At 66.8% G+C, this 14,100-nt stretch carries 9 protein-coding genes; 8 read left to right on the top strand and 1 reads right to left on the bottom strand.

Features of this window, described 5'->3' with window-relative positions:
* Nucleotides 1–385: 385 nt before the first annotated feature.
* The 6 genes from K369_RS20685 to K369_RS24935 all read left to right on the top strand — a co-directional run bounded on the left by K369_RS20685 (nt 386) and on the right by K369_RS24935 (nt 10,177).
* Nucleotides 386–2,341, top strand: coding sequence for an autotransporter assembly complex family protein (locus K369_RS20685; protein ID WP_245278257.1), 1,956 nt, complete (start codon nt 386–388; stop codon nt 2,339–2,341).
* Entirely contained in the window at nt 2,341–6,099 is a 3,759-nt protein-coding gene (locus K369_RS20680) for a translocation/assembly module TamB domain-containing protein (RefSeq protein WP_036293809.1), read from the top strand. The genes K369_RS20685 and K369_RS20680 overlap by 1 nt, the downstream gene beginning before the upstream one ends.
* 119 nt (nt 6,100–6,218) lie before the next feature.
* Nucleotides 6,219–7,595 carry a TldD/PmbA family protein gene (locus K369_RS20675; RefSeq protein WP_036296078.1) on the top strand — a complete coding sequence of 459 codons (1,377 nt, stop codon included), beginning with the start codon at nt 6,219–6,221 and terminating at the stop codon, nt 7,593–7,595.
* The gene (locus K369_RS20670) at nt 7,592–8,887 is read left to right on the top strand and encodes a TldD/PmbA family protein (protein WP_036293807.1); all 1,296 of its coding nucleotides are present in this window, start codon (nt 7,592–7,594) and stop codon (nt 8,885–8,887) included. The genes K369_RS20675 and K369_RS20670 overlap by 4 nt, the downstream gene beginning before the upstream one ends.
* 11 nt (nt 8,888–8,898) lie before the next feature.
* Nucleotides 8,899–9,423: a signal peptidase II gene (lspA, locus tag K369_RS20665; RefSeq protein WP_036293805.1), complete on the top strand. Its 525-nt coding sequence runs from the start codon at nt 8,899–8,901 to the stop codon at nt 9,421–9,423.
* 136 nt (nt 9,424–9,559) lie between these two features.
* Nucleotides 9,560–10,177, top strand: coding sequence for a hypothetical protein (locus K369_RS24935; protein WP_051949438.1), 618 nt, complete (start codon nt 9,560–9,562; stop codon nt 10,175–10,177).
* Between the two features lie 24 nt (nt 10,178–10,201).
* Here K369_RS24935 and K369_RS20655 read toward each other — a convergent pair whose 3' ends face one another.
* Nucleotides 10,202–10,465: a carbonic anhydrase family protein gene (locus K369_RS20655; protein ID WP_245278256.1), complete on the bottom strand. Its 264-nt coding sequence runs from the start codon at nt 10,463–10,465 to the stop codon at nt 10,202–10,204.
* A gap of 292 nt (nt 10,466–10,757) precedes the next feature.
* Here K369_RS20655 and K369_RS20645 point away from each other — a divergent pair, with 292 nt between their 5' ends.
* Together K369_RS20645 and K369_RS20640 are read left to right on the top strand one after the other, a co-directional pair.
* Nucleotides 10,758–12,176, top strand: coding sequence for a pitrilysin family protein (locus K369_RS20645; RefSeq protein ID WP_036293801.1), 1,419 nt, complete (start codon nt 10,758–10,760; stop codon nt 12,174–12,176).
* Between the two features lie 17 nt (nt 12,177–12,193).
* The gene (locus K369_RS20640) at nt 12,194–13,474 is read left to right on the top strand and encodes a pitrilysin family protein (RefSeq protein WP_036293799.1); all 1,281 of its coding nucleotides are present in this window, start codon (nt 12,194–12,196) and stop codon (nt 13,472–13,474) included.
* The last annotated feature ends 626 nt before the right edge of the window (nt 13,475–14,100 follow it).

The raw sequence follows: 14,100 nt of genomic DNA, 5'->3' as shown, positions 1-14,100 counted from the left end.
GACCAGAGCCGGCTTGCGCGCTTCGCCCTCGCCCCCGCGACGTCATGGCCGGGCTTGTCCCGGCCATCCACGCCAGGACGCCGAGGCGTCTTAGAAATTTGATATGACGCCGAAGCTCCCGTGGAGCCAATCGCGAGATCAAATCCGTCGATAGCGGACGCTTTCATTCGGTTTCTCAGTGGCTTGGCGTGGATGGCCGGGACAAGCCCGGCCATGACGGCTGCAGCGTTTCGCAATATGTGAACCCGATAGCGACGCGCGTCGACGGGAGGTAAGGCTTATTTAACCATAGGTTGTATCGTTAAGCTTAACGCGATGGACCGCTTGCAAGGCTGCGCTTATGGTGCGGCAATCCTCGGTTCGGGTCGTTGGCGAAGTGAAATATGTGAAACGTTTTCTGGGCGTGACGGCGCTCTTGGCGTTCGGCGGCCTGGAAGCCGCCTCCTCCGCCCGCGCATTCGATTTTTTCGGCCTCTTCGGCGCCGCCGAGGAGACGCCGGAGCCGAGCCGCGACGCCCTGCCCTATAAAATCGAATTCGCCGGCCTCGACGAGGCCGAGGGCCTCGCGCGCAATCTGCAGGACGTCTCCAGCGCATGGCGGCTGCGGCTGCAGGCTCCGCCCACGGGGGCCGGCGTCGCGCGACGCGTCGTCGCCGATTTCCCGCGCCTCGCCGAGGCGCTATGGGCGAGCGGCTATTATGACGCGGAGATAAAGGCCACGGTCGCCGGCGTTCCGGTGCGGCCGGACGGGCATGGCGCCGACGCCGCAGCAGCGGCGGCCGAGCGGCTGCGCGGCCAGGCGCTGGCGCCCATCCGCATAGAGATCACGCCCGGCCCGCTGTTTCATTTGCGCAAGGTCGTCCTGCTCGACGCGCGCAGCGGCAAGCCGCTGGACGAAGCGCTGCTCACGAAAAAATCGCTGGAGCGCGACAAGGAGGAGCCGGCCCGCGCCGCCGCGCTGCAAGCCATGCAGGCGGCCTGGATCGACGCGCTGCGCGCCAATTCCTATCCGCTCGCCAAAGTGGCGACCGCGAAGCCGACGATCATCCATCCCGAAAAGGCGATGGATGTGGTGGTGACGATCGACCCCGGCCCACGCGCCGGCATAGGCGAGGTGAAGACCAGCGGCTCGCCGGGCATAGATGATGAGGTCATTCGCTCCTACATCTATCTGGAGCAGGGCGAGCCCTATAGTCCGAAGAAGCTCGCCGATCTGCGCAAATCTATCGGCCGTCTCGAGGCGGTCGGCTCGGTGAAGGCGGAAGACGGCGAAAAGCTCGACGCCAATGGCAATCTGCCGATCCTCGTGCAGACCAGCGAGCGCAAGCCCCATGCGGTGGGCGCGGACGCTTTCTTCTCCAATGTCGACGGGCCGGGCCTGCGCGCCTATTGGACCGATCGCAATCTCTTCGGCGGCGCCGAGCGGCTGCGCTTCGATGTCGAGGGCGGCCTCGCGCCCTTCGGCAGCTCGGCGCGCTACAACGGCCTCTCCTCCATTCGCCTCGAGGACGTCATCGGCCGCGCCAAGACGAGCTTCGTGAAGCCGGCGCTGTTCGGCTCCCGCAACGATCTGCTGCTCGACGCCGGCTTCGTGCGCGAGAAGACCGATTATTACCGGGCCAATTACGGCAATGGCTCGGCGGCGATCCGCCATCGCTTCAGCGATACGGCCTCCGTGCAGGCGGGGCTCGAATTCGAGCGCGGGCATACGTTCGACGCTTTCGGCCCGCATGATTATTCGCTGCTCGGCTTTCCGCTCTCGGCCAATTACGACGGAACCGACGATCTGCTCGCGCCCACCAACGGCTTTCGCGCCATCGCCAATGTCACGCCCTATGTGAAGGCCTTCGGCGACAGCGTCGGCATGGTGCAATCCAAGACGCAGATCACCGGCTACAAATCTCTGGACGAGGACGGCTGGTATGTGCTCGCCGGCCGCATGGCGGCGGGCTCCATCGTCGGCGCGAGCATAGAGAATATTCCGGCGAGCCATCGCTTCTTCGCCGGCGGCGGCGGCTCGGTGCGCGGCTATCGCTATCGCTCGCTGAGCCCGGACGCAGGCCTCGGCTTTCCGGTCGGCGGACGCAGCCTGCTCGAAGGCTCGGCCGAGGCGCGCATAAAGGTGACGCGCGACATTGGGATCGTGCCCTTCTACGATGTCGGCTCCGCCTTTTCGTCGCCGTTTCCCGACTTTCAGTCGTCCATGCGTTCGTCTGTCGGCATAGGACTGCGCTATTACACGGGCATAGGCCCCGTGCGCCTCGATGTGGCGACGCCGCTCGGCCGGCGTCCCGGCGAGAATAAATTCGCGATCTTCATCGGCGTCGGGGAGTCGTTCTGATGCGCTTTCGCCGCATTCTCGCCTATGCCTTCGGCGCGCTGACGCTGCTCGCCGTCGCCGGAACGCTCGCGCTGCGCATGCAGACGCGCGAGGGCAAGAGCTTCCTCGCCGATCTCGTCTCGCGCGCCGCCTCCTCCGCCGATATGAAAGTGGAGATCGGCGCCTTCGAGGACCCGTTGTCGGCGCATCCGCTGCTGCGCGACATTTCCATCGCCGATAGGGACGGCCCCTATCTGAAGATCGACGAGATCGCGCTGGACTGGTCGCCTTCCGCGCTGTTCTCGCTGCGCGTCGATATAGAGAAGCTCGCCATTGGCGCGATCGACATCGCCCGCCTCCCGGCGCCCTCGCACGCTGCGGCGACGACGCAAAAGAGCGGCGGCGGCTTCTCGCTCCCCGATCTTCCGGTGCGCATCCGCCTCGGCCGGCTGGCGTTGGACACATTGTCGCTCGGCGCGCCCGTTCTCGGAACCGCGGCGAAATTCGCCGCGACCGGCGAGGCCTCGCTCGACAAGGGCGCGCATCTTACGCTCGACATTCGCCGGCTCGACGCGCCGGGCGCCATTACGGCGAAAGCCGATGTCGCGGCGGACGGCCAGAAGATCGCGCTCGCCCTCGCGGCGCAGGAGCCGGAGGGCGGCGCCATCGCGCGGCTCGCCGCTCTGCCCGGCCTGCCGCCCGTCGATATTTCGCTGACCGGCGAAGGCGCGCTCGACGATTTCGCCGCGCATTTTTCCGCCAAGGCCGGAGAGAAGATCGGCGCCGAAGGCGCGGCGCATGTCATTCGCAAGGATGCGGCGCGGCGGCTCGATTTCGATTTAGGCGTGCGCCTCGCCCCGCTGCTGCCGCCCGCCGCCGTTCCGCTGCTCGACGGCGTGACGCAGCTCGCCGGCGCCGCCACTCTGCGCGACGATGGCGCGCTGGAGGGCGATATCGCCATCCGCAGCCGCTCCGACGCCGCGCCGCGGCCGCTCGATCTTTCGATAGCGCTGAAGGGCGTTCCGAAAGACGAGCGCGTGAGCGCGACTCTGAGCGGAACGCTGGCCGTTCCGTCGCTCGAAGCGCCTGCGCTGGAGAAGCTGCTGGGCGAGCGCGTGACGCTCGGCGGCGCGGTCGCCTCGCTGCCCGGCGGCGGCCTGCGCTTCGACGGGCTCGAATTGCGCGGCGCGCATGTCGCGGCGAAGATCGACGGCGCGGCGATGCGCGAGGCGCTCGACGTCGGCGCGAAGGTCACGATCGCCGATCTGAAGCCCGCCGATCCGCGCCTCTCCGGCCGCGCCGAAATTTCCGTGAAGGCGACCGGCTCCGCGGACAAGCCCAACGCCGATTTCGAGGCGCTGCTCAGCGGCGCGCATCTCGACGGCCATGCGATCCAAAAGCTCGCGCTGCACGGCGCCGCGCGCGATCTCACCGGCGCGCTCGTCGCGACCGCGACGCTGGACGGCGCCATAGACGGCGCCCCGGCGCGCGGCAAATTGAACGTCGCGCATAAGGACGCCGGCTGGACGGCGAACGACCTCGATCTCTCCGTCGGCCGCGCGACTCTCCGCGGCGCGCTCGCGCTCGACGCGCAAAAGCTCGCCAGCGGGCGATTCTCTCTCGCCGCGCCCGATCTCGACGATCTCTCCGCGCTCGCTCTGCGCAAGCTCTCCGGCGCGCTGAAGGCCGACATCATCCTCGACGCTTCGCAGGGCGCGCAGAACATATCGATCGACGCGCAGGGAACGCGCATTCGCGCCGCCGACGCCACGATCGAGAAGCTCGGCGCCAAGCTCTCCGGCCATGATCTGCTGCGCCGACCTTCGCTCGACGGAAACATCGCCGTGGACGCGCTCCATATCGGCGGCAAGACCATCTCCAAAGCGCGCCTCGTCGCGACGCCCGCCGGCGCCGCCACCGCGCTCGATCTCACGGTCGATGCGGAAGGCTTCGCCATTGCGAGTCGCTCCACGCTGACGCCGGGCGAAAAGACGCGGCTCGACATTCAGTCTCTCTCGGCGCAGCGCGCCGGCAAGCGCATCGCCCTCGCGGCGCCGGCGAGCGTCACGCTCGGCGGCGGCGCGGTCGAGCTGAAGGGCGTAGCGCTCGCGCTCGGCGCCGGCCGGCTCGACATTGACGGAACCATCGGCGAGCGGCTCGATCTCACCGCGCGCGCGCGCGCCGTTCCGCTCTCCATCGCTTCCATCGCCGACGCCAGCTTGGCGCTCGAAGGCGCATTGGACGCCGAGGCGCGGATTACCGGCGACAAGAAAGCGCCGAGCGGCGACTGGAAGATCAAGATCGCCAAGCTCTCCGCGCCGCAATTGCGCAGCAATGGCCTGCCGCCGCTGGATATGGACGCGCATGGCGCGCTCGCCGGCGCGCGCACGAGCCTCGACGCCAATATCGCGCTCGGCGCCGGCGGGCGCTTCGCCATCACCGGCTCGGCGCCGATCGACGCGGTGGGCGCGCTGGATTTGAAGGTGAAGGGCGAGGCGGACGCCAAGCTCGCCGACACGGCGCTCTCCGCCAATGGCCAGAGCCTGCGCGGCAAGGCCAATGTCGATTTGCGCATCGCCGGCTCCGTCGCCGCGCCGGCGATCGAAGGCGGCGTGACGCTCGCCAATGGCTCCTTCTCCGATCCGCTGAACGGCGTCTATCTCGACCACATCGACGCCAAGCTCGACGGACATGGCCGCGAGATCGCCATCACGCGCTTGACCGCTCTCACCAAAAATGGCGGCCAGATCGCCGCGACCGGCAAAATCGCCGTCGAGCCGCAGGCGGGAATGCCCGGCGCCATTCGCATCAAGGCCAAGAATGCGCAGCTCGTCAGCAGCGATCTCGTCTCCGCGACCGCCGATCTCGATCTCGACATAGGCGGCCCGCTCGCACGTTCGCCGAAAGTCTCTGGCCGCGTGACGCTGACGACGATGGAGGTCAATGTCCCCGATCGCCTGCCCGCCTCCTTTCAGGCGCCGCGCGGCGCGGTGCATGTTTCGCCGCGCGCTTTCGCCAAGGAGATGCTGGCGCTGGAGGCCAAGGAGAAAGCGCGCGCAGCAAAGCGCTCGCCCTTCGACGCGACGATCGATCTCGCGCTCGCCGCCCCCAATCGCATCTTCGTGCGCGGCCGCGGCATAGACGCCGAATTCGGCGGCGAGCTAAAGCTGAGCGGCACGATCCAAAAGCCGGCCGTCAACGGCGCTTTCGATCTGCGTCGCGGCAAGCTGCAATTGCTGACCCAGCGCATCGATCTCACGCGCGGCAAATTGAGCTTTGCGGGCGGCCTCGTTCCGCAGCTCGATTTTTCCGCCGAGATGGCGGCGGGCGACGTCACCGCCAAGATCGGCGTCTCCGGCCCGGCCTCGCTGCCGAATTTCTCCTTCTCCTCCTCGCCGGAGCTGCCGCAGGACGAGGTGCTCTCGCGCCTGCTCTTCGCCAAGGCGTCGGGCTCGCTCTCCGCCTTTCAGGCGCTGCAGCTGGCAACGGCGCTCGCGCAATTCTCCGGCGCCGGAACCGGCGTCGACGCATTCGAGAAAATGCGCAAGGCGCTCGGCGTCGATTCGCTCGATCTCGAGGCCGGCGGCTCCAGCGGGCCGACGGTCGGCGCCTCGCGCTATATCTCGGACAATATCAGCGTCGGCGTGCGCACGGGCGCCAAGCCGGAGCAGACCGCCGTCAGCGTCGGCGTGGACGTCACCAAGAATGTCCGCGTGAAGGGCGAAACCAAGGTCGACGGCAAATCCTCGCTCGGCGTCGGCGTCGAATGGGAATATTGACGGAGCGCCGTTATTCGCAAATGGTGTTCCGTGACTGCGGCCGATAGGTCCTCATTTCGCTCACTGACTTGTTCCGCTATATTGCCGCCAGAAGCTCATTTACCCGAAAGGCCGCGAACATGCTCGACCGGCTCGTCGCGCGCGCGGCGCAATTGCCCGCCTATGGGGAATTACGCTGGCACGCCAATCATTCCTCCCGCATCATGATGCGCAAAGGCGTGCTGCTCGCCAATGGACGCTCGCGCGACAGCGGCCTCTCGGCGCGTCTCTATCGCAACGGCGCCTTCGGCTTCGCCGCCGCGCCCGGCGATGACGAGGCCAGCCTCGCCGCCGTCATCGCCACGGCGCAAGACAATGCCGAATTCGCCGGCGGCCACGCCGCGACCGGCGCGCTCTCCACTGCGGCGGGAAGCGGAAGCTATGATTATCGCAGCAAGCGCGCGCCGCTCTCGGCGGAAGAGCGCGTCGATATCGTGCGGCGGCTCGACGAGGCGATCCGCGCCCGCTATCCGGGCCTCGTCAATGTCGACATCTCGCTGTCCAGCCATGCGAGCGAGAAGATTCTCGCCAATAGCGACGGGGCCGCGACCTGTTCCTTCGTGCCGCGCGCGGCGCTGGTCGTCTCCATGAGCGTCGCCGCCAATGACGGAATCGTCGAGCTCTATGACATTCTCGGCGGCTTCGGCGAGATAGAAGACCAATCCTTCGACGAGGCGACGCTCGCGCCCTGGCTCGAGGATCTGCACGAGAATTTGCGGCGCAAGGCCGAGGGCGGCCAATGCGAGGCCGGCGATCACGACGTCGTGCTCGATTCCGCGCTCGCCGGAATTCTCGCCCATGAGGCGATCGGCCACACATGCGAGGCCGATCTCGTGCTCGCGGGCTCGGTCGCCGGCGACCATCTCGGCGAGCTGGTGGCGAGCGAGAAGATCACGCTCGGCGATTATGGCGGACGCGGGCCGGACGGCAAATCCTCCTTCGCCATTCATGTCGACGACGAAGGCACGCCCTGCCGCGATGTGGCGATCATAGAGAATGGCGTGCTGAGAAACTTTCTGCACAATAAGCGCACCGCGCAAATGCTGGGCGCGGAGCCCGCCGGCAACGCGCGCGCCTTCTCCTTTCAGGACGAGCCGCTGGTGCGCATGCGCAACACCTGCATCGCCAAGGGAAACGACAAGCTCTCCGACATGATCGGCGCGATCGAGCGCGGCTATTATCTGAAGCGCTCCACCAATGGCCAGGCGGACGCCACCAGCGAGTTCATGTTCGGCGTCAATTGCGGCTATGAGATAAGAGACGGCAAGCTCGGCCGCGCCATTCGCGACACCACCATCTCCGGCGTCGCCTTCGACATGCTGAAGAGCGTCACCCATGTGGGCGATGATTTCCGCTGGGCGGCGGGCGGCGGCTGGTGCGGCAAGAAGCAGCCGATCGCCGTCGGCATGGGCGGCCCGTCGATCAAATGCCGCGTCACTCTGGGAGGACGCGGATGAGCGCGCCGACGGACGACTTCCTCGACCATATTCTCGCGCGAGCGAAAGCGGCCGGCGCCACGGCGGCGCAGGCGCTGAGCATCCGCACGCGCTATTTCGAGATCGAATTCGATCATCGCAGCATCGAACTCGTACGCTCGACGGAAAACGAGACGACGACGATCACGCTCTTCTATGACGGCAAGCGCGGCGGCGCGACGCTGAACGGCCGCCGACCCGAGGAGGTGGAGGCGGCGATCGCCGCCGCAGCCACGGCGGCCGAGGCGGGCGTCGCCGATCCCGCCAATGACATAGCCGACGCGCCTTCGCTGCCGCCGGGCGATCACGGCCCGAGGGAGCCGGACCGCGCCGCCATGCGGCGGCAGATCGACGAATTGCTGGCGAGCCTGCCCGCGCGCCATCCGCTGCTGCGCCTGCGCGACTGTCTCTACGCTTTCACCGATCGGGAGACCGAATTCGCCAATTCGCGCGGCCTGCGCCAACGCGAGCGGCGCAGCGAGCATGGCTTTCGCGCCTTGTTCATGGCCAAGGATGGGCCGCTCACCACCTCTTTCAACTTCGTGGGTGCGAGCGCCTTCTCGCCCTTCCCCTCGCTCTACGAGGCCGCCGGCGTGGACCGGCTGATGGCCGAATGCGAGCGCTCGCTGGAGCGCCGGCCGGTCGCGGGAAAATTCGTCGGCGATGTGATCGTCACGCCGCATTGCCTCACCGGGCTGCTACCCTCCATCGCGGGCGCGCTCTCCGGCCCGGCGCTGCTCGCCGGCTCCTCGCCGTTCAAGGACAAGCGTGGCGAGCGCATCGCCAGCCCATTGTTCTCGCTCGACAACGCCCCGCGCTCCGCGGATTTCTCGGAAGGCTCGGATTTCGACGAATTCGGCGTGCCGACGCGCGATCTGCCGATCATAGAGAATGGCGTGCTGAAGGATTTTTACGTCGGCTATTTCTTCTCGCGCAAGCTCGGTCTGCCGCAGACGGCGGGCGTGCGCAACAGCCGCGTGCGGCCGGGCGAGACCAGCCTTTCCGACATGATCGCCGGGGTGAAGCGCGGAATTCTGTTCTCCCGCTTCTCCGGCGGCGCGCCCAATGACAATCTGGATTTTTCTGGAATCGCCAAAAACTCGTTCTATATCGAGAATGGCGAGCTGCGGCACGCCCTGAACGAGACCATGGTGAGCGGGAATTTCCAACAATTGCTGCAAGATGTTCACGCCGTGTCGAAAGAGGTCGTGAATTTCGGCGATTGCGCCTATCCCTTCATCGCCGCCTCGGGCGTGACCATTTCGTCGAAATGAGAGGAAGCGTCTTGGTCTATCGCCCCTGGTTTTCCGCGCCTCGCGCCTTCGGCCTCGTCGCGGTCGTTCTCGCTCTGGCGCTCGACCAGGCGCATAAATTCTGGATGCTGCACGTCTTCGACATCGGCCTGCGCCAGCCGATCCGGCTCACCTCCTTTCTCGATCTCGTGCTGTCGTGGAATTTCGGCGTCTCCTACTCGCTGCTCTCCTCGCAGACCGGAGCGACGCGCGCGCTGCTTGTCGCCTTTCAATTGTCGATCGTCGGCTGCCTCTCCTATTGGCTGTGGCGGGCGCCGCGGCGACTCACCGCGGCGGCGCTCGGCCTAGTGGTGGGCGGGGCGCTCGGCAATGTCGCGGATCGGCTGACGCGCGGCGCGGTGGCGGATTTCTTTTTCTTCCACACGGCCCTGCCGGTGGGGCCGCTGGCCAATTACGTGTTCAATGTCGCCGACGCGGCGATTTTTCTCGGCGTCGTCCTGCTGCTGCTGGAGAGCTTTCGCACCGGCGCCGCGCGGCCGACCCCGGCCGCCGGATAGCTGACAGCGTCGATTTCGGCTGGCCCGGAGCCTCACACGCCTCTAAAATGCCGTTAAGCTGGCCGTAACAATTCGGCTCGTTTGGAATCGCGCGCGCTCTCGGACGGGGCCGCGCCCATGGGAGGAGATCTGGGCGATGAAACGGGCGACAGCCTCTCTGCGTCTCACGCCGGCATGCGCCGGGCTCGCGCTCGTGTTTCTCGGCGGAACTGGCGTCGTCCCGGCCGCGGCCTATGACGACAAATCGACGCTCACCTCGGTCCTCGGCTTCATCGGCGTCTATTCCGACGAGGACGAGAGCAAGAAGATCGTCTTCCGCGAGCATCCCAAGCTGGTCGTGCCGCCCAATCGCCAAGGGCTCCCCTCGCCGCAGGCGGAGACCGAGCGCCCCGCCTCCTGGCCGGTGGATCAGGAGATCGCGCGCCGCAAAGGAACGCCAGCCCCCGCGCGCCAGCCGGGCCTCAACGAGAATCCCAATGTCGCCGGCTCCAAGAATGGAGAAGGCCCGCGCAAATGCCTCGTCGCCGCCTCGGACGGCCATTGCACCATCACCACGGACGCGGACGAGCCCGGCTCCGCTGCCGGCCCGAAGACGCGCGGCGCCGGCGAGGCCTCGACTCGCTCCTATCTGACCGAGCCGCCGCAGGCCTATCGCCAGAAGGTGGCCGGCGGCAAAGGCGCGAAAGAAGCAGAAGAAAAGCCGGGCTGGACCAATCCGATCGGCATGATCGGCAGCCTTTTCGGCGGCTCCTGAGCCGCCGATCCGGCGCCCCGCCGCTCAGCCGCCGCTCAGCACGATACGGCGATGCGTCGGCTGCAGCGGGCGGGCGTTCATCGGGAACAGCGTCTTGAAGGCGTCTATGTCCGCCTGCGCCACCTTCACCGGCTCGGCGAAGACATTCCAATGCACCACCTCCGAGAAGGGCGGCGTGGTCAGCGAGCCCTCGTAGCGGAAGAGCTTCTTTCCCTTCGGCAGCAGAGCGGAGGCGTCGATCGGCGCCTTCAGCGCGACCTTGCCCTCCTCCTTCGGCGCGGCGGCCATCACCGCGGAAAACGCCTTGTTGGGCGCGCCGGCGACGACGCAACCCGTTTACCATTCGTCGACGAAGCGGCGCGCCCAGGGCCGCTTTCGCCCTGCAGGCCGGGCCGCGGCGCGCGCGGCGCCTGACATGCCTCGCATTCGCGCTTATATAGATCGAATGCTTCCGTCGAAGCGTCCGGGAAAAGCCCGCGGCCGAACTGGCGCCGAATTCTCTTGGCCGAATTCAAAACTGGCCGGATTCTCTCGGCCGGGCCGGCGAGCGCCGGACGCGCTATAGCGAGGAAAGATTATCATGCCGATGACACAGCCGGGGGCCGAGGCGATCGCGGCCGATCACGCCGCCAGCTCCGCCTCCGCCAAGATCGACGCGCGCGCCGGAGCCGCCAAAAGCGAGAGCGCCGCCGCCGGCGTCGTCCATTCGCGCCTCGCCAATGGAATGGAGATCGTCGTCATCGCCGACCGCCGCGCGCCGGTCGTCACCCATATGGTCTGGTATCGCAACGGCTCCGCCGACGATCCGCTCGGCAAGTCGGGAATCGCGCATTTCCTCGAGCATCTGATGTTCAAGGGCACGCACGCCCATCCGCAGGGCGAGTTCTCCAATCTCGTCTCCGAGCTCGGCGGCCAGGAGAACGCCTTCACCAGCTATGACTACACGGCCTATTTCCAGCGCATCGGCAAGGAGCATCTCGGCACGCTGATGGAGTTCGAGGCCGATCGCATGACGAATCTGGTCCTCTCCGACGAGATTGTGGGGCCGGAGCGCGAGGTGGTGCTCGAGGAGCGCCGCATGCGCACCGAGAACGACCCTTCCGCCCAGCTCGACGAGGCGGTGCAGGCGGCGCTGTTCCCGCACCACCCCTATGGCACGCCGATCATCGGCTGGGGCCATGAGATCGAGACGCTCGGCCGCGAGGACGCGCTGCATTATTATCGGCGCTTCTACACGCCGGAGAACGCCATACTCATCGTCGCCGGCGACGTCGATTTCGAGACCGTGCGCGCGCTCGCCGAGAAGAGCTACGGCCGCATTCCCGCGCGCGACGACGCGCCGAGCCGCAAGCGCCCGCGCGAGCCGGAGCCCCGCGCCCATCGTCTGGTGACGCTCGCCGACGAGAAGGTCGAGCAGCCGACGCATGAGCGCGTCTTCCTCGTGCCCTCCTACACGACCGGCGCGCCCGGCGAGGCGGAGACGCTGGAAGTTCTCGGCCATGTGCTGGGCGGCGGGCCGTCGAGCGTGCTGTATGATTCTCTCGTGGTAGAGCAAAAGCTCGCGGTCAACGCCGGGGCCTATTACATGGGCTCGGCGCTGGACGACACGCGTTTTTGGGTCTTCGCCACGCCGGCTCCCGGCGTCTCGCTGCAGCAGCTGGACGACGCCATCGGCGCGGCGATCGACAAATTCGCCGCCGCCGAGATCGCCGAAGCCGATCTGAATCGCGCCAAGAATCGCCTCATCGCCGAGGCGGTCTATGCGCAGGACAGCCAGGTCTCGCTCGCCCGCTGGTATGGCGAATCGCTGGCCACCGGCCTCGCGGTGGAGGATGTCGCCGCCTGGCCGGACCGCATCGACGCCGTCTCCGCAGCCGACCTCGCCGCCGCGGCCCGCAAATGGCTGCAAAAGCGCCGGGCCGTCACCGGCTTCCTCGAATCCGAGGCCGAGGACGAAGCCGAAGACGCCGAAGCCAAAGACGCCGTGCTCGCCGCCTGACATCGGAGCGTAAATCAATGACAGCCCACGCCATCGCGCCTGCGCGCAGCCGCGCCGAGACCATTCAGCGCGTCGTCACGCCCGGCGGGATCGAAGCCTGGCTCGTCGAGAGCTACGCGGTTCCGCTCGTCGCGCTCGAATTCGCCATGCGCGGCGGCGCCTCCCAGGACCCGGCCGGCAAGGCGGGTCTCGCGACGCTGCTCGCCGGCCTGCTCGACGAGGGCGCCGGCCCCTATGACGCCCGCGCCTTCCACCTCGCCATAGAGGATCTGGCGATCCGGCTCGGCTTCGGATGCGACCGCGACGCCATCTCCGGCCATATGCAGACGCTCTCCCGCAACAGCGACGCGGCTTTCGAGCTGCTGCGCGTCGCGCTCTGCGAGCCGCGGCTCGAGCAACAGGCGATCGACCGCGTGCGCGGCCAGATCGCCGCCGGGCTGAAGCGCGACGCCAATGACCCGGACGCGCTGGTCGCCAGGGCCTTCCGCGAGGCGGCCTTCCCCGACCATCCCTATGGGCGGCCGGTGCGCGGCGATCTGGAGAGTCTCGAAAATCTGACGCGCGACGATCTCGACGCGCTGAGGATTCGCCTGCTGACGCGCAGCGATCTGAAAATCGCCGTCGTCGGCGCCATAGACGCGGCGACGCTCGCCGCCAAGCTGGACGCGATCTTCGGCGCCCTGCCGGCGCAGAGCCTTCTCACCCCCGTGCCCGCGATCGACATTCACGCGCTCGGCGAGCGCCGCATCATCGATCTCGACGTGCCACAATCTGCGATCCGCTTCGGCCGTCCCGGCATGCAGCGGCATGATCCCGATTATTTCGGCGCCGTGGTGGTGAACCACATCCTCGGCGGCGGCGTCTTCACGGCGCGGCTGTTCAACGAGGTGCGCGAGAAGCGCGGCCTCGCCTATTCGGTCTATTCGCATCTCAACGAATATGACAAATGCGCCATGCTGGTCGGCGGCGCGGCGACGAAGAACGAGCGCGCCCGTGAATCGCTGGAGGTGATCCAGGCCCAATTCGCCGATCTCGCCAATGAGGGGCCGAGCGCGGACGAGCTCGACAAGGCGAAGAAATATCTGACCGGCTCCTATGCGCTGCGCTTCGACACATCGACGAAGATCGCCGGCCAGCTGGTCAATCTCCAGCTCGACGGATTCGCGCCCTCCTATCTCGACGAGCGCAATGGCCGCATCGACGCGGTGACGCTCGACGACGCCCGCCGCGTGGCCAAGCGCCTGCTCGGCGACGGCGAGCTGCTGGTGTCGATCGCCGGACGTCCGCAGGGCCTCTGATCGGGTTTCGGACCGCCAGGGCTCCTCGATCGCTCATACGGTTTCCGGCTGATCGGCTGGCGTAATCTTCACCGCCTTCCTTCTCCCCGCTCGCGGGGAGAAGGAGAACGCGCGCCGAAGCATTCAGCCGGAAACCGCATCAAAACGCGCATGCAAGGCGAGTATCGAGAGCGCGATCCGGTCCAATGATCGGATCACGCTGTCGAAAACATATGAGCGCAGGGCGAGCCTTCGCGGCGCGCCGCGAGCGATTATCTCCAGATTACACGTTGATCTTCTGCAAAAGAAAACGGGCGCCGCAACCTGCGGCGCCCGACGGATCGTCATGAAAAAGGGGTTCGGCAGACGCCGAACCCCTGCGCCGTTGCAAATTCCGTCGGGTGAATAATTGATTCACTATTGATCGACTACCCTTCTTCTTTAGCGCGCTCCGATCGTAAAGGAAACAACCTAATATAGATCGCAAGCAGAAAGACGACGCCTGTGTCTCGTAGGTAACACTAGTACTTATACCATAGGAAAATTACTTTTAGTGACATTGCTTGGTACTAATACTAAGCACGCAAACGAGCGCTTTTACTTTCAGCGGCTTGCCCTGAGACGAGGATATGCTTCAGCACAGCCGT

The sequence above is a fragment of the Methylosinus sp. PW1 genome (assembly GCF_000745215.1).
In the GTDB taxonomy this organism is placed as follows: Bacteria; Pseudomonadota; Alphaproteobacteria; order Rhizobiales; family Beijerinckiaceae; genus Methylosinus.
The sequence above is the reverse complement of the archived record's forward strand: the minus strand, read 5'-3'. Positions and strand labels throughout refer to the sequence as shown.

Bases quoted from the DNA above. Each gene is read 5' to 3' on its own strand.
- K369_RS20680 (WP_036293809.1), top strand. From the start codon at position 2,341: ATGCGCTTTCGCCGCATTCTCGCCTATGCCTTCGGCGCGCTGACGCTG.
- K369_RS20675 (WP_036296078.1), top strand. From the start codon at position 6,219: ATGCTCGACCGGCTCGTCGCGCGCGCGGCGCAATTGCCCGCCTATGGG.
- K369_RS20670 (WP_036293807.1), top strand. From the start codon at position 7,592: ATGAGCGCGCCGACGGACGACTTCCTCGACCATATTCTCGCGCGAGCG.
- K369_RS24935 (WP_051949438.1), top strand. From the start codon at position 9,560: ATGAAACGGGCGACAGCCTCTCTGCGTCTCACGCCGGCATGCGCCGGG.
- K369_RS20655 (WP_245278256.1), bottom strand. From the start codon at position 10,465: ATGGCCGCCGCGCCGAAGGAGGAGGGCAAGGTCGCGCTGAAGGCGCCG.
- K369_RS20645 (WP_036293801.1), top strand. From the start codon at position 10,758: ATGCCGATGACACAGCCGGGGGCCGAGGCGATCGCGGCCGATCACGCC.
- K369_RS20640 (WP_036293799.1), top strand. From the start codon at position 12,194: ATGACAGCCCACGCCATCGCGCCTGCGCGCAGCCGCGCCGAGACCATT.